Genomic DNA, 20,387 nt, shown 5'->3' on the forward strand with positions numbered 1-20,387 from the left:
CAATCCTGAGCCGAAGCGGGGGCTTCTCCATGCGTGCAACTATCAAGATGAAACTGGCTGGCGCCTTCGCCACCGTCTTGCTGATCTTGGCGCTCATGGGCGTCGTCGGCATCATGAAGATGAGCTCGATAAACGAACAGTCGACGGTTATTTCTGAAAACTGGATGCCAAGTATAGATTCAATCCACAGCATCAATACCGCTACATCCGACCTACGTGTTCAGCAATATGTCCACGTCGCGACCATTGACCCGGCGGCTATGGCTAATGTGGACAAGGAAATCAGCGCGACGCTTGAAATGATCAAGAAGGATCGCGCACGATATGAGAAGCTGATTTCGTCCGATAAGGAACGGGAGTTGTATGGTCAGTTTTCCGAAAAGTACGAAAAGTACATTCGCGACTCAGATCGCCTTCTTGTGTTGTCCAGAAGCAATCAAAATGCTGCCGCTGTTCAAGCTTTGAGTGACAGCAAGGCGCTGTACGACGATATGTCGGCGGACCTGCTCAAGCTGGTCAACCTGAACATCGATGGCGGCGCGACCGCGAGCGCCGAGGGCGACAAGGTGTTCGCCGATGCGCGAGCCTTGTTCATCGGACTGGTTGTCCTGGCGCTGGCCATCGGTTCGGTCGCGGCCTTGTGGATCTCCAGGACCGTCACGATGGGCCTGCGCAAGGTCAGCGTGGCCATAGATGCGGTGGCGGTCGGCGACCTGGAAAAGGACGTCACGGTGACGACCAACGATGAGATCAAGGATCTGGTCGATACGGTCAACCGGATGACCGCGAACCTGCGGGAGACCGCGGCGCTGGCGGACAAGGTCGCCGACGGCGATCTGACCGTGCGTCCGAAGCCCCTGTCGGACAAGGATACCCTGGGCATGGCTCTGGAGCGCATGGTGGAGCGCCTGCGCGGCGTGGTCGCCGACGCTATCGCCGCTTCCGAGAACGTCTCGGCCGGCAGCCAGGAACTCTCGGCGACCTCTGAGCAGATGAGCCAGGGCGCCACCGAGCAGGCTTCCGCCGCCGAACAGGCCTCGGCCTCGATGGAAGAGATGTCGGCCAACATCAAGCAGAACGCCGACAACGCCACCCAGACCGAGAAGATCGCCCGCCAGTCGGCCGTCGACGCCGAGACCTCGGGCGCCGCCGTCAGCAAGGCCGTCGACGCGATGCAGACGATCGCCGAGAAGATCACCATCGTGCAGGAAATCGCTCGCCAGACCGACCTGCTGGCCCTGAACGCCGCTGTCGAAGCCGCCCGCGCCGGCGAGCATGGCCGTGGCTTCGCGGTCGTGGCCTCGGAAGTGCGCAAGCTGGCCGAGCGGTCGCAAACCGCCGCCTCCGAGATCAGCGCCGTGTCGTCCGACACCGTCAAGGCCGCCCAGTCGGCCGGCGAGATGCTGACCAGCCTGGTGCCGAACATCCGCAAGACCGCCGAACTGGTCGCCGAGATCAGCGCCGCCTGCCGCGAGCAGGACATCGGCTCCAGCCAGATCAACGAGGCTATCCAGCAACTGGACAAGGTCACCCAGCAGAACGCCAGCGCCTCGGAAGAGATGTCGGCCACCTCCGAGGAACTGGCGGCCCAGGCCGAGGAGCTGCAGGCCTCGATCTCCTACTTCCGCACGGAGACCGCCGACCGTTCGACGCAGCGCCGGCCCGCCCCGCGCCCTGTCGCCGCCAAGCGCGCCGCCCCGGCCGCTACGGCCGCGCGCAAGCCGGCGCGGAATGCGGTGGCCGGCCAGCAGGCCCGCGTCGCTGGCTTCGCCCTCGACCTCACCAACGGCGGTCCCGACGACGCCGACGCCGATTTCAAGGAATATGCCTGATGAGCGGCTCGACCGAACAGTTCGTGACCCTGGGCCTGGGGGCCGAGGTCTTCGCGGTTCCCGTGGCCTATGTCCGCGAGATCCTCGACTACGCCAAGCCGTCCGGCATCCCCGACGGGCCGTCCTATCTGCTGGGCCTGACTGACGTGCGCGGTCGCGGCGCGCCGACCCTGGACCTGCGCCTGAAACTGGGTCTCCCCGCCGTGCCGCCCGACGGCGCGACGCGGATCCTGGTGGTCGACGTGCCGGTAGAGGGCCGCATCCTGTCGCTGGGCCTGGTCGCCGACCGGGTGATCGAGGTGATCTCGTTCGCCGAAGGTCAGATCGAGGCCTCGCCCGACATCGGCGTGCCGTGGCGTTCGGACTACATCCGCGGTGTCGTGCGCCGCGACATGGCCTCGGGGAAGGGGGGCTTCGTGGTCATCTTCGACCTCGCCCGCCTGCTGACCAGCCAGGACGCCGCCTACATCGCTCAAGCCGCCTGATCGGATCCCTTAGTGTCGCAAGCCGCGCTCGCTCTCCAACCCGTCACGACCAGCGAACCGCTCAGCGCCCGCAACTTCACGCGGCTGGCCGAGTTCATCCACGGCTACAGCGGCATCAAGATGCCGTCGAACAAGAAGACCATGTTGGAGGGGCGCCTGCGCCGCCGGATGCGGGTCAATCGCATCGACAACGTCAACGACTACTGCCGCTTCCTGTTCGAGGACGGCGGCCTGGAAACCGAGACGATCCACCTGATCGACGCGGTGACCACCAACAAGACCGAGTTCTTCCGCGAGCCGGTGCACTTCAACTTCATGGAAACGACGGTCCTGCCGCAGTTGGCCAAGACGCGTCGCCACATCAACGTCTGGAGCGCGGCCGCCTCGACCGGGGCGGAGCCCTACACCTTGGCCATGGTGCTGGACGAATTCTGTTCCGCGCGCCGCGGCCTGGACTATTCCATCCTGGGCACGGACATCTGCACCGAGGTGCTGCAGCAGGCGATCGCGGGCCGCTTCGTGGAGTCGATGATCCAGCCGGTCTCGATGCCCCGTCGCCAGCGCTACGTGATGCGGGCCAAGGACGCCTCGCGCGGCGAGGTGCGGATCGTTCCCGAACTGCGCAGCAAGGTCGCGTACGGCCGTCTGAACCTGATGGACGAGCGTTATCCCGTCGAACAGCAGATGGACATCATCTTCTGCCGTAACATCCTGATCTATTTCGACAAGCAGACCCAGGCCAAGGTGCTGGAGCGGCTTTGCCGCCACCTGGCGCCCGACGGCTATCTGTTCCTGGGTCACTCCGAATCCATCGTGGGCATCGATCTGCCGCTGCGGCAGATCGCCAACACCGTCTTCCAGAAGGGCTAGGCCCTTGGCCCGCAAGATTCGCGTCCTGATCATCGACGATTCCGCCACCGTCCGGCAGACCCTGTCGGCCGTGCTGGAATCCGACCCGCAGATCGAGGTTATCGGAGTCGCCTCCGACCCGTTCGTGGCCGCCAAGCGGATCCGTGACGATATCCCCGACGTCATCACCCTGGACGTCGAGATGCCGCGCATGGACGGCATCACCTTCCTGCGCAAGCTGATGAGCCAGCATCCGATCCCGGTGGTGATGTGCTCGTCGCTGATCGAGGCCGGCTCGGAGACCCTGCTGCAGGCCCTGGAGGCCGGCGCGGTCGACATCGTGCTGAAGCCGAAGATCGGGGTCGCCGATGCTCTGATGGAGTCGCGGATTCGCATCTGCGACGCGGTGAAGGCCGCCGCCAGCGCCCGCGTCGCCGGCGCTCGACGCCCTCCGGTCGCCGTGCCGCGTCCGATCCACGAGCCCGAGAAGAAGCTGACCGCCGACGCCATGCTGCCCCCTCCGTCGGGGAGGGCCATGGCCAAGACGACCGAGGCCATCGTCTGCATCGGCGCCTCGACCGGCGGCACCGAAGCCCTGCGCGCGGTGCTGGAAGACCTGCCGCCGGATTCGCCGGGCATCGTCATCGTCCAGCACATGCCCGAGAAGTTCACCGCCTCGTTCGCCAAGCGGCTGGACAGCCTGTGCGCGGTCTCCGTCAAGGAAGCCGAGGACGGCGACACCGTGCTGCGCGGTCGGGTGCTGATCGCGCCGGGCAACAAGCACACGATCCTGGAGCGCAGCGGCGCCCGCTACTACGTCACGGTCAAGGACGGTCCGCTGGTCACTCGCCACCGGCCGTCGGTGGACGTGCTGTTCCGCTCGGCGGCGCGCTCGGCCGGTTCCAACGCCGTGGGCGTGATCATGACCGGCATGGGCGACGACGGCGCGCGCGGCATGAACGAGATGAAGCAGGCCGGCGCCTACACGATCGCCCAGGACGAGGCGACCTCGGTGGTGTTCGGCATGCCCAAGGAAGCCATCGCGCTGGGCTGCGTCGACCGCGTCGCGCCGCTGCACGCGCTGGCCAAGGAAATCCTGAAGGCTTCGAGCCGGTAGCGCCGCTCAAAATTCAGATACCCGGCTGAACTTCCCAACCTAAGTCATTCCCGCCCGTGTCGCGGGAACCCCCTTGGCCGCCGCAAGGGCATGGGTATGGCGGGGTGGCCCGCCATCACGTGTCGTCTGAACCTAGGAGTTCGTCCTAGAACAGCAGGTCGTCGTCCTCGACGGCCTCGGTTTCCGCCGGCGCCTCGATCATCGCCAGGTCCAGCCCTTCCGTCAGCGCGGCGTGGACCTCACGTTCCTGGGCCATGGTGTAGCTGCGAGCCAGGTCGGTCAGCAGCGGCGACAGCGCGCCCATCAGGTCATCGACCTGGACGTCACCGGACAGACTCTCCAGCTCGGCGGCGGCCTGGTCGAGGTGGTCGCCGACCTGGCGCTGGAAGTCGAAGCGGGCGGCGGCGCGGCGGAGCATCTCGACGACGTCGGCGCCCTGGCGGGCCGCGTCGACGAGGCCGCCTTCGACGGCGTCGCCGGTCTTGCGGATACGGCCGACGGCCTCGCGCAAGGCGAGGGCGGCGCTGGCCGCGCCGTCCTGGCCGTTGGCTTGCGGCTGGGCGTCGGCCGAGGCCGAGAGCGACTGCAGCGCCGTCAGGGTGCGGGCGGCCGAGGTTTCCAGGTGACCGGCATGGGCGCGCAGCTCGACGGCGATAACGCCCAGCGGCTTGCCGGTCTCGCCGATGCGCGAGCACTTCAGCGTGGTGTTGAGCGCCATCATCTGCACGTCGGCGCGCATGTTCTGGATGCCGTGGATCTGGGCGGCCAGGTCGCGGGCGGAGCTGGCGGCCGAGTGGCTCACATCCGCGGCCTGGCGGGCGCCCGCGTCGATGTCGTCCACGAGCGCGAAGGCCTCGCCGACGCTGGTCTCCAGGCCGCGCAGGAAGCTGGTTTCGCCGTTCGACGAACCGCCCTGGGCATGGTCTCGCAGGCGCAGGATCTCGCTGGCGTCGCTGGCGATGGCGCTGACGCTCTGGCCGATGCGCGAGACGTCGCGGTGGAAGTCGTCGATGGTGGCGGTGAGCTGGGCGGCCAGCAGGCGGTGCACGAAGGCCTCTAGCCGCTCGCGCGCCTGCGCGGAGAGGGCGCGGGCCGGGGCCGAGGTTCGCAGCAGCGTCAGACCCTTCTGGACGTGCTCGATGCGCTGGCGGGTGATGTCGCCGATCTGCAGGGCGGCCAGGGCCGAGCCGATCTTCTTGCGGACGTCGCGGACCAGTTCGGCGACACGGGCGGTGATTTCAGCGATTTTCGCCTGGTGGTCGGCGATGGCGGCGGTCTGCCCGACCAGGGCGTCGGGCACGGCCGGCAGCAGGCCGTCGCAGCGGCGGCGCAGCTCGTCCTCATGGCCCAGGGCCGCGCGCAGGGCGCCGTCCATGCTGGAGAGGTCGTTGCGGAAGGTGTCCAGCTGGGTGCGGCCCAGCTCGATGCAGTCGCAGATCTCCTGGGCGAAGATCGCGAACTCCGGGCCGGCGGCGGCGATGCCGCCCGAAGTGATCTTGATGTTGACGCCGAAGACCCGGAGGTAGGCCAGGTGCTGGCGCATGTCCTCGATACAGGCGGTCAGGGCGTCGCCAGCGCTGACCAAGGCGCCCAGGCGGTCGCGGCGCGCGTGCAGGGCGGCGGGCAATTCCCGCAGCTGGTTGGAGGCTTCGCTCAACTGGCGGGTCGCGGCGGCGACTTCCTGGCCTTCCAGGCCCTCGCGCATCCGGTCCAGGGCGGTGATCAGGGCGCTGGTCCCGTCCACGACCTGCGAAAGGACTTCGCCCACCTCCACGAAGCGACCTTCGATCGCGCCACGCGCGGTTTCCAGGCGCGCGTGAACCCCGCCGTCACCCGCATGGGAAGCTGAAAACGCCAGGGATGAGAGGGCCATGAGCTCGCCGTGTGAACCGTGGCCGACAAGATCATCCACAATGTGCGAATTTGGCGTAAAGGCCCGCCATGGTGGCGATTTTCCGTCCCCAAAAGAAGGACGGCGGACGGCCCGAAGGTCGCCCGCCGCGCGAGGTAGGAACGGAAACGCCTTACTTAGAAGGCCTTTTTGACGCCCAGTTCGATGGTCCGGCCCAACGGGTTGCCGGTCCACGGGTCGTAGCCGAACTCTTCCTGGGCCGGAGGCGGGTCGCGATCGAAGATGTTCGCGACCGTCGCGGTCAGGGCCATGTCGTCGCCCAGCTGCAGGCGGTAGGTGAAGTCGGTCGTCACCCAGGCCTTGCCGTCTTCGCCGTACTGGACGCCGGCCCGCTCATCCTTGACCGCCGAGACGTAGTTGACGCCCAGGCGGAAGTTCTGGCGGCCGAGGCCGTAGTTGACGCCAAGGTTGGCGCGCAGCTTCGGGGCGGCCTGGGCGAAGGTGGCGAAGTTCAGCGTGCCCAGCCGATCGTCGCCGGTCGAGATGGTCACGCCATCCAGGGTCGTCGGGCCGGTCTTCAGCTCGGTGACCCGGGTGGCGGTGAAGCTGACGTCCAGATCACCGGGGCCGACCGGGAGACCGTAGGTCGCTTGAACGTCGAAGCCCTTGGTCGTCTGGCCCGGCCCGTTGCCGTAGCGGGTGGAGACGGCGGAGAAGCTCCCGACGCCGCTCATGCCTACCGCGCAGCCGCTATTGAAGGTGATACGGGCCAGCAGGGGCTGCTTGGCGACATCGCAGGTGGTGATCGTGCCGCCGGCGCCGTTGAACACCAGGCTGGCGATCTGGTTCGGGTCGGCGACCTGGCCGATCTGGTCCTTCGTGCGAATGTCGAAGTGGTCGACGATCAGGCGGAACTTGTGATCGTCGAACAGGCCACGGCTCTGCCAGATCGCGCCGATATTGGCGGTCTTGGCGGTCTCGGGCTTGAGGTCGGCGTCGGTGATGAACTGCGCCGCCAGCCAGTTGCTGGCCGCCACGGTGTAGGTGCGCGCGGCCACCGTGATGGCGCCCGGCGTCACGCCCAGCGGCGGGGTCTGGTAGTTGGTGCCGTACGAGCCGCGCAGGGTCAGCGGCCCCCAGACGTTCCACTTGCCCGACACCTTGTAGACAGTGGCGCCGAGGTCGTTGGAGAACTTCTCCTTGCGGGCGGCCAGCTGGATGTCGACGGTCGAGAACAGCGGCACCTGCAGCTCACCGAACAGCGAGTACTGGCTCTGGTCGGCCTGGACCGGCAGCGTCGGGGCGAACAGGACGAACGGGCCCGGCGCGTCGGGCGTGCAGCCCCGGAAGTTCGGATCGTTGGTCGGCAGCGGATTGGCCGGCAGGTTCGGCGAGCCCGGACCGTTGGCGCTGGTCGTGCCGGCGGGCCACTCGCACTGGACCGTCCCGTTGTTGAACGGGCTGGAGACGATCTGGCGGCTTTCGAACGAGCGGTACTGGGCGCCGAGCGCCCAGCCCACTTCGCCGCCGGGCAGTTTCAGACCCGACAGGCCGTTGAACACCAGGTCGGCGGTGAAGTTGTTGCTCTTGGTCTCCACGGCGCGCGGGTCGAACATCCAGAGGGAGAGATCCTCGGGGTTCTCGTGGCCGGCGATGTAGTTCGGGTTGGCCAGGCCGCGCACGGGTTGGCCCTTGAACGAACTGGAGAAGGGGTTCCAGTACTGGCAGCCGTTCTTGCCGGCGGCGGCGGCGTTCTGCGTGCCGAAGCGGGTCGGATCCAGGTCGGTGGCGTGGCAGTTCGAGCCGCCGAAGCCATTGAGGGCTTCCTGCAGGCGATAGCCGACGGTGTCGGCGTGGGTATTGTAATTGTAGGCGTCGTTATAGGTCAGGGCGAAGTCGTAGCCGACCGCCTTGGCGAACGGCGCGAGGTCGCCCAAGTCGCCAGTGACGCCCGCCGAGACGCGCCAGACCTTGTTGGTGATCTTGTCAGCCACGCCGAAGCCGTCGCCGCCCGAATAGTAGGGATTACCGCCATGGCCGAACAGTCGGTAGGTGATTGGCGTGAAGCCCGAGGCGCCGACGATGCCGTGGGCGGCGGCGAATTCGGCCGCGAACGGGTTGCTGATCGGCACGTAGAACTGGTTGACGGCGCCCGTCGTCAGGGCCGGGCCGCGCGACACCGGCTGGGCCGGCGAACCCATCACCTGTGGCAGGTCCACCTTGCCGTACGAGGCGTCGGCGTGGAACTTCATGCTGTCGGTGATCTGCGCCTTCAGCTGGGCGTAGAGCCTGTAGGTGTCCTGGTTCTCCACCAGTCGGTAGTACGGGATGTAGTTGTAGGCGCAGGTGTAGACGTTATCCATGCGGCCGCCGACGGCGGCGCAGCTGGCGGCGCTGAAGTCCGAGACGATGCCGCCCAGGTTCGCGCCCCACTCGCCGGTGTCCGTGGCGGTGGGCACGGCGGGCAGGGGGCCGCGCGGCTGCCAGCCCGTGAGGTTGGTCAGGGTCGACCAGGGGGCGGGATTGTAGCCGGCTCCCGGCGTCAGCGAGGCCTTGGTGAAGTCGCGCTCCAGCGTGTTCAGGCGCGAGCGATGCTCGTACTCGGCCGAGACCAGCAGATTGACGCGCTCCTCGCCGATGCCGCCCATCACGCCGACCGAATAGTCGCCCTTCGAGCCCTTGATGTGCTTGTACTGGGCCTGGGCCTCCATCCCGACGAACTTGTCACGGGTGATGAAGTTGACGACGCCGCCTGTGGCGTCGGCGCCGTAGATCACCGCCGCGCCGTCCTTGAGAATCTCGGTTCGCGCCAGGGCGATCGAGGGGACATTGGCGGTGTTCTGGTTCATCCGCCGGCCGTTCAGCAGCACCAGCGTCTTGTCGGCCCCGAGGCCGCGCAGATTGTAGTTCACCGAGCCGACCAGGGTCGGACCGCCGAAATAGTAGGACTCGCCGGTCGTCGGGCCCGAGATGGTCAGGCTCTTGGCGAACTCCAGCGCTGTCGGCGAGCCCTGCTTTTCCAACTGCTCCTGAGAATAGACCTCCACGGGGAGGGCGGCGTCCAGCGCCGAGCCTCGGATGTTGGAGCCGGTGACGACGATCTCCTCGACCTGGGTGGAGGGATCGTTGGTCGTCTTTTCCTGACCCCTCAGTACTTGACTTTGGGCCGGGGCGCCCAGGCCCGCGATCCCGATCAACAGCGCGACGCCCGACGCGCTCATAAGCCCAATTCTCATGTGGCGAACCCTCCCGTTGAACGAGTCTCTAACGCTCATTCTCACAAGAGTGAGTATTGTAGCGTCGCCGCGATGGCGTCAATGATCATTGTTCGATGACCTCGGAGCGCGGCTCCGACGCGGCGATTGCCGTTATGGGAACGATTGACAGGGGCGCGCCGGGCCGACTACGCGGCGGACGGTAGGACCAGGAGGACGGTTTGGCAGGAGCCACCGCGGAGGAGGCCAAGGAGCGCCCGCGCACCAAGGCCGAACAGCGCGCCCAGAGCCTCGAGCAGATTCTGGATGCGGCCGAGTACCTGTTCTCGCAGAACGGCCTCTATGGCGTAACGCTGCGCGACGTGGCCGTGCGGGTGGGCATCCACACCACGCTGCTGAACTACTATTTCAAGGACAAGACCAACCTGTTCGAGGCCGTGTTCGCCCGGCGGGCCGGGGTCACGTCCGGCCGGCGGATGATCGCTTTGGAGCAGTACGAGCAGTCGGTGGGCGACAGGCCGACCGTCGAGGGCGCGCTGCACGCCTTTCTCGATACCGACCTCGACCTCTACTACGAAGGCGGCGAGCACTGGATGAACTATGGGGCGTTCTGCGCCCGGGTCAGCAACACGCCCGAGGGCGCGGCGCTGATGGACGAGCACTTCGATCCGGTGGTCCTGAAGCTGGTCGGCATCCTCAAGCGCGCCCTGCCGGACTATGCCGACGAGGAGATCTTCTGGGGCTACCACTTCGTCTCGGGGGCGCTGATGAACACCCTGGCGCGGACGGGCCGGATCGACCGGCTATCCAGCGGCCTTTGCCACTCCGATGACTTTCCGGCGATCAAGAAGCGGATCGCGCGGTTCATGGCGGCGGGCTTCATCGCCCTGAAGGAATGAAGCCCGCGGAGTCGAAAACCCCGCCCTTCGACAAGCTCAGGGTGAGGTTTTCTACTAAACCGGCGCATCAGTAGTCCTCATCCTGAGCTTGTCGAAGGACGAGGACCGCCCCTGGAATTAGCCTCGTTCAGCCCGGCGGAAGATCCGGGCCAGCCACAGGAACAGCCCGATCGCGATCACATAGAACGGGACCAGGGTGTAGAGCGCCATCTGCAGCGAATTGTGCGGATGGCTGGCTTTGAAGAAATCGCTCGCCGCGCCGACATAGGTGGGGCCCAGGCCCAGGCCGATGAAGTTCATGACCAGCAGCAAGAGGGCGCCGGACATCACCCGCTGGTCGGGCCGCACTTCCTCCTGGACCAGCGCCACCGACGACGACAGGTAGAAGTAGTTCAGGAAGGTCGGGCCGATCAGCAGGGCCAGGGCCAGCGGCCAGGTCGGCGCCCAGACGAAGCCGACATAGAACGGGATCGCCAGGGTCAGGGAGATGACCGGGGCCATGGCGTAGACGACCTTCGACCTCTTGCGGAAGCGGTCGATCACCCGACCCGAGACAAAGATGCCGGCGCTCATGCCGATGCCGACGACCAGAGCGTACCAGACGGCGACCTCGTCGAGCGCCATGCCCTTCTCGCGCATCAGGAACAGGGTGGTGAAGTTGCCCAGGCCATAGGTCACGAACTGGGTCGCGCCGCTGCCCAGCGCGGCCAGCACCAGGGTGGGACGCGAGAAGAACATCTTCAGGGTCGACCAGAAGCCGGCCTTGGCGACCTTGATCTCGGTCCCGTCCAGGCCGCCGCGCGGCGGTTCCTTGACCACCAGCGGCAGGATCAAGGCGGCGGCCAGGCCGACGACGCCCAGGATCACGAAGGCGTAGCGCCAGTTGAACGCCGCGGCGATCGCCGCGCCGAAGGCGATGCCCAGCGCCGCGCCCACGGGCGGGCCAAGGTTGTAGATGCCCAGCGCCGTGCCGCGTCGGCCGGCCGGGAAGTAGTCGGAGATGATCGCGTAGGAGGGCGGCACCCCGCCGGCCTCGCCGAAGCCGACCGTCATCCGGGCGAAGGCGAATTCGCCATAGCCGCGTGACAGGCCGCAGGCCACGGTCGCCGCGCTCCAGATTCCGCAGGCCAGGGACAGCACCGCCACGCGGTTGGTGCGGTCGGCCAGCCAACCGACCGGAATGGCGATGAAGCAGTAGAACATCGCGAAATAGAGGCCGCCGATCAAGCCGAGCTGGCTGTCGGAGACGTGCAGGGTGTCCTGGATCGGCTTGGCCAGGATCGACATCAACTGCCGGTCCAGGAAGTTCAGCACATAGACGAACCACAGCATGCCCAAGACTAGCCAGGCGCGGCGGCCGGGGGCGGGGTGAGGGTGGTCTGGACGCGCGGACAAGGCCGCGGCGCCATCGCGCTCGAGGTCGTTCAAGGTTTCCTCCCAGCTGCCCGTTCTCGAGCCTTGCTTGCAGCGAGGATGACCTCAATACCGGCCCCGCGTCAATATTCACACGCGAGTGAGTGAGTGTTGACAGCAGCCCAGATCACCGCCACCGTGGGCTCACAACGTCGACGCAAACGATCGACGCTCGTTAGGGGAGTGAACGCCATGAAGGCTGGACTGCTTGCGTCGGCATGCGCCGTCGCGCTCGGCGTGTTTTCGACAACACAGGCGCTGGCCCAGGCGGCCGGTGGCGATCAGGGGAGGGGCGACGCCGCATTGGTCGGAGAAGTCATCGTCACCTCGACCCGCCGTCCCGAAAAGCTGCAGGACGTGCCGCTCAGCGTCACCGCCTTCGACCAGAAGGAGCTGACCGCCAAGGGCATCGTCGGCTTCGAGGGTCTGGCCCGTCAGACGCCCGGCGTGGTGTTGAACCGCGCCACCGCCAACTTCAACAACTTCACCGCCCGGGGCATCGCGACCAACGGCTACGGCGCGAACCTGCAGAGCACGGTGGCCGTCTATGTCGACGAACTGCCGATCTCGACGATCGGCAACACCACGGTGCTGGATCCCAACCTGTTCGACGTCGAGCGCGTGGAGTTCCTGCGCGGCCCGCAGGGCACGCTGTTCGGCTCGGGCTCGCTGTCGGGCGCGCTGCGCATCCTGACCAAGGCGCCGAACCTGTCGAGCCGCGAGGGCGCGGCCCTGGTCGACTTCGGCCTGACCGGTTCGGACTCCCTGCGCCAGCGCTACAACGGCATGCTCAACATGCCGATCATCCAGGACAAGCTGGCCCTGCGCCTGGTCGGCTTCTACCGGCACGAGGAAGGCTATCTCGATAACCTCGGGACCGGCGTCCACAACTCCAACACCTTGGTCGACTGGGGCGGTCGCGCGACGCTGTTGTGGAAACCCACCGACCGCCTGTCGGTGAAGGCGCTGTTCTCGTACGAGGACAGCAACCCGAAGGACTCGTCGATGGTCAATCCGGCTCTGGGTCGGAACAAGCGGATCTCGGACCGGCCGGACCAGTTCGTGGGCGAAATGCGCAGCCACAACGTCACGGTCGACTACCAGTTCGACGGCGCGCACTTCACCAGCTCGTCGACCTATTCGAAGTTCGACCAGAAGTTCTATGTCGACCTGGCCGGCACGTTCGGCGGCGCGATCGCCTTCGCCCTGGACGCCGGCGGCTTCCAGAAGACCTTCGTGGAAGAGGCGCGTCTGGCGTCCGATCCTGGCGGCAAACTCGACTGGGTGGTCGGGGGCTTCTATCTCGATCGCCGCCTGGACGTGGACTACTTCTACCGCTCCAATCCGGCCTTCCTGACCTCGCACGGCATCACCGGCCTGCCGGACGAGTACTACCAGCGCCAGTACACCCACATAAACTCGCAGGAAAAGGCCGCCTTCGGCCAGCTGACCTATCACTTCAGCGACAAGGTCTGGCTGACCGGCGGCATGCGCTATGGCCGGGTCGAGGCCCAGGGCTTCACCGAGGCCGGCGGCTATAGCAGCGCCTATCTGACCAACGCCCTGTTCGGCATCCGCGGGCCGCTGACCCTGACGCCGTTCGCGGCGGCCAGCGGCGTCAAGGCGACGGGCAGCAAGCCCTCGTTCAAGGTCAGTCTGTCCTACAAGCCGTCGTCGACCCTGACGACCTACGCCACGGTGTCGACCGGCTTCCGCACCCCGGTGGTCAACGCCTTCGCCGGCAGGGCCAGCCTGGTCAATCCTAGCGACCTGATCATCCCGAACGGCGCCTCGTCCGACGACCTGACCAACTACGAGGTCGGGGCCAAGGGGCGGTTCCTGAATGGCCTCGTCTCGGCCAATCTCGCCGTCTACCTGATCGACTGGAGCAACATCCAGGTCCAGGCCAATCGCGTCTCCGACAGCGTCCAGTTCGCCACCAACATCGGCGCGGCGCGCAGCAAGGGGATCGAGCTGGAGCTGCTGGCCTTCCCGACCAAGGGCCTGACCATCGGCCTGAACGGCTCGCTCAACGACGCCAAGGTCACCGAGCTGACCCCGGCCGAGGCGGCGATCTCCGGCGCGGTGGTCGGGGCCCGCCTGGCCTCGCCGAAGGTGCAGGGCTCGCTGTTCGTCAACTACGGCTGGGACCTGACGACGAAGGCCAAGGCCAACCTGTCGGTCGTGCTGCAGCACGTCGGCTCGTATCCGGGCTCGTTCCAGCACGTGCCAGGCCAGCCGACCGTGACCAGCGCGACCTATGGCTTCACGGACTCCTATCAGAACGTCAACGCCACCTTCGCCGTGGCCATGGGCGACACCACGATCGGGGCCTATGTCGAGAACCTGTTCGACGACCACTCGATCACCTACGTCCACCCCGAGGCCTTCATCGCCAGCCGGTTCGCGACCATGCGGCCGCGCACGGCCGGCGTGCGGCTGGGCTATGCGTTCTAGGGGATGGGGATGAGCAGCTCGCGCAAACGTCTCCTGGTATCAGCCCTGGCGGTTCTGGCGATGGCTCCGGCCGTCGCCAGAGCCCAGGCCCCTGTCGTCAAGGCTCCGGCGGGCGCCGTGCGCGGCGTCGCTCAGGATGGCCTCCAGGTCTTCAAGGGCATCCCCTACGCGGCGCCGCCGGTCGGCGCGCTGCGCTGGAAGCCGCCCGCCGCCCCGGCGACGTGGGGCGGCGTCCGCGACGCCCTCGATTTCGGCCCCTCGTGCCTACAGCCCAAGCCGCGTCCGGGCAGCATCTACGCTTCGCCCCTGAAGGCGTTCAGCGAGGACTGCCTGTCGCTGAACGTCTGGACGCCAGCCAAGGCCGCCAAGGCCCCGGTGCTGGTCTGGATCCATGGCGGGTCGCTGATCGGCGGCTCCAGCGCCGAGGGCCTGTACGACGGCACGGCCCTGGCCAGGCGGGGCGTCGTCGTGGTGTCGATTAACTACCGCCTCGGCGTGCTGGGCTACATGGCGCATCCGGAGCTCAGCGCGGAATCGCCCGACCACGTCTCGGGCAACTACGGCCTGCTGGACCAGATCGCGGCGCTGAAGTGGGTGCGGACCAACATCGCCGCCTTCGGGGGTGATCCGGCCAATGTCACCATCGCCGGCGAGTCCGCGGGGGCCTTGAGCGTCATGTACCTGATGGCCTCGCCGCCGGCCCGGGGGCTGTTCAGCAAGGCCATCGCCCAGAGCGCCTACATGGTCTCGACGTCGGACCTGCGCGAGCCCAAGCATGGCCACATCCCGGCCGAGACCATGGGCGCGGCCACCGCCGCCAAGCTGGGCGCCAAGTCCCTGGCCGACCTGCGGGCCATGGACGCCGAGACCCTGACGACCAACGCCCTGATGGCCGGCTTCCAGACCTTCGGCGCGGTCGACGGCAAGGTGCTGCCCAAGCAGCTGGTCGACGCGTTCGACGCCGGCGAGCAAGCCCACGTGCCGATCCTGGCCGGCTTCAACAGCGGCGAGATCCGCTCGCTGCGCTTTCTGGCCCCCCCGCCGCCGGCCGACGCCGCCGCGTACGAGAAGGAAATCCGGGCGCGCTACGGCGACCTGGCGGACGATTTCCTGAAGCTCTATCCCTCCAGCGACGTGCCCGAGAGCGTGCTGCTGGCCACCCGCGACGCCCTCTACGGCTGGACCGCGGAGCGCCTCGTGGCCAAGCAGACCGCCGTCGGCCAGGCCGGTTACTTCTACCTGTTCGACCATGGCTATCCGGCCGCCGACGCGGCCGGCCTGCATGGCTTCCACGCCAGTGAACTGCCCTATGTCTTCGGCTCCGCCAAGAGCGCGCCGCCGGCCTGGCCGAAGAATCCGGACACGCCCGAGGAGGCCAGGCTGACGGCGGCCATGGGCGATTACTGGGCCTCGTTCGCCAAGGACAGCGGGCCCAAGGCCGCCGGCCAGCCGGTCTGGAAACCGTACGGCGCCGAGCGCGCCTACATGGCCTTCGTCGCAGGGCCCCAGCCAGGCGTCCGCCTGCGCCCGGGCATGTACGAACTGAACGAGGCGGTGATGTGCCGCCGACGCGCCCAGGGCGACACGCCCTGGAACTGGAACGTCGGCGTCGTCGCGCCGCTGCTTCCCCCTGGAGTGACTCAGTGCCGATAAGTAGTGCGCCGACGATTGACGGCGAGATGCAGGCCTTCGCCCTGACGCTCGACAAGTTCCTGGACCACGCCGCCAAGTGGCGGCCCGACGGCCAGGTGGTGACCGCGCGCGAGGGCGGACGGATCGAGCGGGTCGGCTACGCGGATCTGCGCGATCGTAGCCTTCGGGTCTCTTCGGTGCTCGCCGGGCTTGGCGTGCGTAAGGGCGACCGTGTCGCCACCTTGGCCTGGAACACCCAGGACCATGTCGAGGTCTGGTACGCGATCATGGGCATGGGGGCAGTGTGTCACACGCTGAACCCGCGCCTGACCGCCGAGCAACTGGCGGCGATGATCGTCCAGTCGCAGGCCCGCGTGCTGATCGCCTCGGCCGACCTCGCGCCCCTGGCCCGCGAGATCATGGACGCCGCGCCGGGCGTCGAACGCCTGCTGATCATCGACGGCGAGGCCGCCGAGGGCGAGGCTCTGGAGCCACTGATCGCCGCCGCCAGGCCGGACGCCGTCTGGGGCCAGTTCGAGGAGACCGCGCCCAGCGGCCTGTGCTTCACCTCGGGCACCACGGGCGCGCCCAAGGGCGTGACCTATACCCACCGCTCCAGCTACCTGCACACCCTGCGGGCCCTTCAGGTGGACGTGATGGCGATCTCGGGCGCCGACGCCGTCTTGGCGGTGGTGCCGATGTTCCACGCCAATGCCTGGGGCCTGCCGTTCGCCGCGCCAGCGGTCGGCGCCAAGCTGGTCCTGCCTGGCCGCCACGCCGATGGCGCCAGCCTGGCCCGCCTGATCGCCGCCGAGGACGTCACGGTCGGGGTCGGGGTGCCGACGGTCTGGCTGGGCCTGGTCGAGCATCTGGACGCCACGGGCGAGCGCCTCCCGTCGCTGAAGCGCATCATGGTCGGCGGCGCGCCGATGCCCCCGGCCCTGATGGAGCGGATCGAGCAGGGCCTGGGCGTCACCGTCCAGACCAGCTGGGGCATGACCGAGCTGTCGCCCTCCGGCACCGTCGCGCCGCTGCACGCGCCGTCCCAGGCCGCGCTGTCGGGCCGTCCGGCCGTGGGCGTCGACCTGCTGCTCACCGACGCCGACGGCGTGGCCCTGCCGCGGCAACGCGACGCCGAAGGTCACCTGCGGGTGCGCGGCGCGGCGGTGGTCGAACGCTATTTCGGCCAAGAGACCTCGGCCACCGACGCCGACGGCTGGTTCCCGACCGGCGACCTGGCCCGCATCGACGCGGCGGGGAACCTGATGATCACCGGCCGCGCCAAGGACCTGATCAAGTCCGGCGGCGAGTGGATCAACCCCGCCGAGATCGAGGCGTTGGTCGCATCCTTGCCCGAGGTGTCGCTGGCCGCCGTCATCGGCCGGTCCGATCCCAAGTGGGGCGAGCGACCGATCCTGCTGGTCGAGACGCAAGGGGAGGTCAGCGACGAAGCGCTTCTGGACGCGCTGCGTGGCCGGGTGGCGACCTGGTGGATCCCCGACGCCGTCTATCGCCTGCCGCGCATGCCCCTGGCGTCGACCGGCAAGATCGACAAGATAAGGCTGCGAACGGAATACGGCGGCGGTTGACGCTTCCTCCGTCCACGCCTTTCGCCCAATGCCAGGAAGTCCCGCTCAGTGTCCGAAGCCGCCCCCACCCGTCGACGCACCACCAAGGCCGAACAGCGCGCCGAGAAGATGGAGCAGATCCTCGACGCGGCCGAGGAGCTGTTCTCGAAGCACGGGCTCCACGGCGTCACCCTGAAGGACGTGGCCAAGCAGGTCGGCGTGCACCACACGCTGATGAACTACTATTTCGACGACAAGAAAGCCCTGTTCGACGCGGTCTTCGCGCGCCGGGCGGTGGTGACCAGCGAGCGGCGGATGCGGGCGCTGGACGAGTACGAGGCGGCCTCGGCCGGCAGGCCGACGGTGGAGGGGGCCCTCCGAGCGTTCCTCGACACCGACCTTGATCTCTACATCGAGGGCGGGGAGGGCTGGAAGAACTACGCGGCCCTCGGCGCTCAGGTCGCCAACACGCCGGAGTGGGGCGCGTCGCTGATGGACAAGCATTTCGACCCTGTGGTGCTGCGCTTGATCGACCTGCTGAAGAAGGCCCTGCCGGACTGTCCGGAGGCCGATATCTTCTGGGGCTACCACTTCGTGACGGGGGCCTTGATGCTGACCCTGGCGCGCACCGGCCGGATCGACAAGCTGTCGGGCGGGGTCTGCAAGTCCGACGACTTCCACGCCGTGAAGGAGCGGATGGCCGCGTTCATGGCCGCCGGCTTCATCGCGGCCTGCGAGCGGCGCAAGGCCCAGGCCTAAAGGCGGCTTGCCCTGGGCGGGACAGTTCTGTCAAAGATATTCACTAACGAGATAGTGACTTAAGTGCGAGCTTCGGGCTCGTCGAGTTTTGGGGCGAGAAAGGAAGAGTTTCATGATGCTGCAAGGACGCGTCGCGATCGTCACGGGCGCCGGTGGGGGGCTGGGCCGCGCTCACGCGCTGTATCTGGCCGGGCAGGGCGCCAAGGTGGTCGTCAACGACCTGGGCCAGGAGGCCGCCGACCGCGTGGCCGCCGAGATCGTCGCCCGGGGCGGCGAGGCGTTCGGCGTCGCCGCCTCGGTTACGGATGAGGCCGCCGTCAACGCCATGGTCGAGCAGGTCGTGGCCCGCTGGGGCCGGGTCGACATCCTGATCAGCAACGCCGGCATTCTGCGCGACAAGACCTTCGCCAAGATGAGCCTCGATGACTTCCGCCTGGTGGTCGACGTCCACCTGATGGGCGCGGCGGTCTGCGCCAAGGCCGTCTGGGGCCTCATGCGCGAGCAGGGCCATGGCCGCATCGTCATGACCACCTCGTCGTCGGGCCTCTACGGCAATTTCGGCCAGGCCAACTACGGCGCGGCCAAGATGGCGCTGGTCGGGCTGATGCAGACCCTGGCCATCGAGGGCGAGAAGTACAATGTGCGGGTCAACTGCCTGGCCCCGACGGCGGCCACGGGCATGACCGAGGGCGTGCTGTCGGCCGAGAGCCTGGCCTTGCTCGACCCCGCCTTCGTCAGCCCAGGCCTGCTGGCCCTGGTCCAGGACGACGCTCCGACCCGCACGATCCTGTGCGCCGGCGCCGGCCACTTCGCCACCGCCAACATCACCCTGACCGATGGCCGCTATATCGGCGGCGGCGCGGACGCGGGCGAGCAGGTGATCCGCCAGTGGGACGGCGTTAGCGACCGCGCGGGCGAGATCGTCCCGGCCTACGGTTTCACCCAGGCCGAGCGCGAGGTCGCCAGCGCGGGTCTGATCGCCAAGGCTGTCGGGGAACGCGCGTGATGCGCCAGGCCGTCATCGTCTCCACGGCGCGTACGCCGATCGGCCGCGCCTATCGCGGGGCCTTCAACGACACCCCGTCGCCGACCCTGGCCGCCCACGCCCTGAGCCACGCGGTGCGGCGCGCCGGCGTGGCTCCGGACGAGGTCGAGGACTGCATCCTCGGCTGCTCGCTGCCGCAGGGCTTCCAGGCCACCATCGGCCGGATGGCGGCGCTGCGGGCCGGCCTGCCGGTCGAGGTCCCGGGCATGACCATGGATCGCCAGTGCTCATCGGGCCTGATGACCATCGCCACGGCCGCCAAGCAGGTCATCGTCGACCGCATGGACGTCATCGTCGCCGGCGGCGTCGAGTCGATCTCCCTGGTCCAGACGCCGCAGCTGCGGGTCGACCAGGATCCCGAGCTCGTGGCCCTGCACGCCGACGCCTACATGCCGATGCTGGACACGGCCGAGACGGTCGCGGCGCGCTACGGGATCACCCGCGAGGTTTGCGATCTTTACGCCCTGTCCTCGCAGCAGCGCGCGGCGGCGGCCCAGGAGGCGGGGCGCTTCGATGCCGAACTCGTCCCGATGACCGCCCGCATGAAGGTCGCCGACAAGGAGACTGGCGCGGTTTCGCATCGCGAGGTGACGCTGGCCCGGGACGAGGGCGTGCGTCCTGAGACCACGCTGGAAGGCCTGGCCGCCCTGAAGGTCGTGCGTCCCGGCGGTACGGTCACGGCCGGCAACGCCAGCCAACTGTCGGACGGCGCCTCGGCCTGCGTGGTCATGGAGGCGGGGCTCGCCGAGAAGCGTGGCCTGCAACCGCTGGGCCGCTATGTCGGCATGGCCGTGGCGGGGACCAAGCCAGACGAGATGGGCATCGGACCGGTCTTCGCCATACCGCGCTTGCTGGAGCGCTTCGACCTCAAGATCGACGACATCGGCCTGTGGGAGCTGAACGAGGCCTTCGCCTGCCAGGTCGTCCATTGCCGCGACCGCCTGGGCATCCCGGACGAGCTGCTGAACGTCAACGGCGGCGCCATCGCCATGGGCCACCCCTACGGCATGTCCGGCGCACGCCTGACCGGCCACGCCCTGATCGAGGGCAAGCGCCGGGGCGCCAGGCACGTCGTCGTCACCATGTGCGTCGGCGGCGGTATGGGCGCGGCGGGGTTGTTCGAGGTCTTGTAAGGGAAAATGGAGCTCTAAATCCCTGTCATCCCGGAAGCCTCGCAGAGGCTGTCCGGGACCCAGGGGCCAAGGCCTGTGCGCCGGCCCCTGGGTCCCGGCTCTCCGCTTCGCTGCGGCCGGGATGACAAGGA

Annotated in this window: 13 protein-coding genes and 2 pseudogenes; 12 read left to right on the plus strand and 3 right to left on the minus strand. The window is 67.9% G+C overall.

Annotated features, from left to right (window positions below):
• Nucleotides 1-29: 29 nt before the first annotated feature.
• The 5 genes and pseudogenes from AC1RNC_RS18315 to AC1RNC_RS18335 all read left to right on the plus strand — a co-directional run.
• Nucleotides 30-557: pseudogene (locus AC1RNC_RS18315) on the plus strand (MCP four helix bundle domain-containing protein); the annotation flags it as partial.
• Nucleotides 540-1,832 (plus strand): annotated as a pseudogene (locus tag AC1RNC_RS18320) (methyl-accepting chemotaxis protein); the annotation flags it as partial. The pseudogenes AC1RNC_RS18315 and AC1RNC_RS18320, both read left to right, overlap by 18 nt.
• On the plus strand, nucleotides 1,832-2,317 hold the full coding sequence (locus tag AC1RNC_RS18325) for a chemotaxis protein CheW (protein WP_492887753.1): 486 nt from the start codon (nucleotides 1,832-1,834) through the stop codon (nucleotides 2,315-2,317). The pseudogene AC1RNC_RS18320 and the gene AC1RNC_RS18325, both read left to right, overlap by 1 nt.
• Nucleotides 2,318-2,329: 12 nt before the next feature.
• Entirely contained in the window at nucleotides 2,330-3,187 is an 858-nt protein-coding gene (locus tag AC1RNC_RS18330) for a CheR family methyltransferase (RefSeq protein WP_492887754.1), read from the plus strand.
• Nucleotides 3,188-3,191: 4 nt separating this feature from the next.
• Entirely contained in the window at nucleotides 3,192-4,283 is a 1,092-nt protein-coding gene (locus tag AC1RNC_RS18335) for a protein-glutamate methylesterase/protein-glutamine glutaminase (RefSeq protein ID WP_492887755.1), read from the plus strand.
• Between the two features lie 145 nt (nucleotides 4,284-4,428).
• On the opposite strand, the gene AC1RNC_RS18340 is transcribed toward AC1RNC_RS18335, so the two are convergent.
• Nucleotides 4,429-6,156: a methyl-accepting chemotaxis protein gene (locus tag AC1RNC_RS18340; protein WP_492837972.1), complete on the minus strand. Its 1,728-nt coding sequence runs from the start codon at nucleotides 6,154-6,156 to the stop codon at nucleotides 4,429-4,431.
• 155 nt (nucleotides 6,157-6,311) lie between these two features.
• Nucleotides 6,312-9,371, minus strand: coding sequence for a TonB-dependent receptor domain-containing protein (locus AC1RNC_RS18345; RefSeq protein WP_492887756.1), 3,060 nt, complete (start codon nucleotides 9,369-9,371; stop codon nucleotides 6,312-6,314).
• Between the two features lie 200 nt (nucleotides 9,372-9,571).
• On the opposite strand from AC1RNC_RS18345, the gene AC1RNC_RS18350 reads away from it, so the two are divergent.
• The gene (locus AC1RNC_RS18350) at nucleotides 9,572-10,249 is read left to right on the plus strand and encodes a TetR/AcrR family transcriptional regulator (protein ID WP_492887757.1); all 678 of its coding nucleotides are present in this window, start codon (nucleotides 9,572-9,574) and stop codon (nucleotides 10,247-10,249) included.
• A 117-nt stretch (nucleotides 10,250-10,366) separates the two neighbouring features.
• Here AC1RNC_RS18350 and AC1RNC_RS18355 read toward each other — a convergent pair whose 3' ends face one another.
• The gene (locus AC1RNC_RS18355; RefSeq protein WP_492887758.1) at nucleotides 10,367-11,677 is read right to left on the minus strand and encodes a spinster family MFS transporter; all 1,311 of its coding nucleotides are present in this window, start codon (nucleotides 11,675-11,677) and stop codon (nucleotides 10,367-10,369) included.
• A gap of 177 nt (nucleotides 11,678-11,854) precedes the next feature.
• Between AC1RNC_RS18355 and AC1RNC_RS18360 the strand changes: the two genes are divergently transcribed.
• The 6 genes from AC1RNC_RS18360 to AC1RNC_RS18385 all read left to right on the plus strand — a co-directional run bounded on the left by AC1RNC_RS18360 (nucleotide 11,855) and on the right by AC1RNC_RS18385 (nucleotide 20,256).
• A complete protein-coding gene (locus AC1RNC_RS18360) occupies nucleotides 11,855-14,119 on the plus strand; it encodes a TonB-dependent receptor (RefSeq protein WP_492887759.1) in 2,265 nt (754 codons plus the stop codon).
• A gap of 9 nt (nucleotides 14,120-14,128) precedes the next feature.
• Nucleotides 14,129-15,772, plus strand: coding sequence for a carboxylesterase/lipase family protein (locus AC1RNC_RS18365; RefSeq protein WP_492887760.1), 1,644 nt, complete (start codon nucleotides 14,129-14,131; stop codon nucleotides 15,770-15,772).
• A 26-nt stretch (nucleotides 15,773-15,798) separates the two neighbouring features.
• Nucleotides 15,799-17,340 (plus strand): AMP-binding protein, encoded by a 1,542-nt coding sequence (locus AC1RNC_RS18370; RefSeq protein ID WP_492887952.1) that lies wholly within the window; start codon nucleotides 15,799-15,801, stop codon nucleotides 17,338-17,340.
• Between the two features lie 108 nt (nucleotides 17,341-17,448).
• On the plus strand, nucleotides 17,449-18,078 hold the full coding sequence (locus AC1RNC_RS18375) for a TetR/AcrR family transcriptional regulator (RefSeq protein ID WP_492887953.1): 630 nt from the start codon (nucleotides 17,449-17,451) through the stop codon (nucleotides 18,076-18,078).
• A gap of 112 nt (nucleotides 18,079-18,190) precedes the next feature.
• Complete coding sequence (locus AC1RNC_RS18380) at nucleotides 18,191-19,084, plus strand: SDR family NAD(P)-dependent oxidoreductase (protein WP_492887761.1); 894 nt, start codon at nucleotides 18,191-18,193, stop codon at nucleotides 19,082-19,084.
• Nucleotides 19,084-20,256 carry an acetyl-CoA C-acyltransferase gene (locus AC1RNC_RS18385; RefSeq protein WP_492887762.1) on the plus strand — a complete coding sequence of 391 codons (1,173 nt, stop codon included), beginning with the start codon at nucleotides 19,084-19,086 and terminating at the stop codon, nucleotides 20,254-20,256. The genes AC1RNC_RS18380 and AC1RNC_RS18385 overlap by 1 nt, the downstream gene beginning before the upstream one ends.
• The last annotated feature ends 131 nt before the right edge of the window (nucleotides 20,257-20,387 follow it).

The sequence above is a fragment of the Caulobacter sp. GW822-FHT01G02 genome, assembly GCF_058802865.1.

What these genes read in the sequence shown, in the direction of transcription:
- AC1RNC_RS18375 (WP_492887953.1), top strand. Translation starts at nt 17,449, where the DNA reads ATGGAGCAGATCCTCGACGCGGCCGAGGAGCTGTTCTCGAAGCACGGG.
- AC1RNC_RS18325 (WP_492887753.1), top strand. Translation starts at nt 1,832, where the DNA reads ATGAGCGGCTCGACCGAACAGTTCGTGACCCTGGGCCTGGGGGCCGAG.
- AC1RNC_RS18385 (WP_492887762.1), top strand. Translation starts at nt 19,084, where the DNA reads ATGCGCCAGGCCGTCATCGTCTCCACGGCGCGTACGCCGATCGGCCGC.
- AC1RNC_RS18380 (WP_492887761.1), top strand. Translation starts at nt 18,191, where the DNA reads ATGATGCTGCAAGGACGCGTCGCGATCGTCACGGGCGCCGGTGGGGGG.
- AC1RNC_RS18345 (WP_492887756.1), bottom strand. Translation starts at nt 9,371, where the DNA reads ATGAGAATTGGGCTTATGAGCGCGTCGGGCGTCGCGCTGTTGATCGGG.
- AC1RNC_RS18370 (WP_492887952.1), top strand. Translation starts at nt 15,799, where the DNA reads ATGCAGGCCTTCGCCCTGACGCTCGACAAGTTCCTGGACCACGCCGCC.
- AC1RNC_RS18340 (WP_492837972.1), bottom strand. Translation starts at nt 6,156, where the DNA reads ATGGCCCTCTCATCCCTGGCGTTTTCAGCTTCCCATGCGGGTGACGGC.
- AC1RNC_RS18365 (WP_492887760.1), top strand. Translation starts at nt 14,129, where the DNA reads ATGAGCAGCTCGCGCAAACGTCTCCTGGTATCAGCCCTGGCGGTTCTG.
- AC1RNC_RS18360 (WP_492887759.1), top strand. Translation starts at nt 11,855, where the DNA reads ATGAAGGCTGGACTGCTTGCGTCGGCATGCGCCGTCGCGCTCGGCGTG.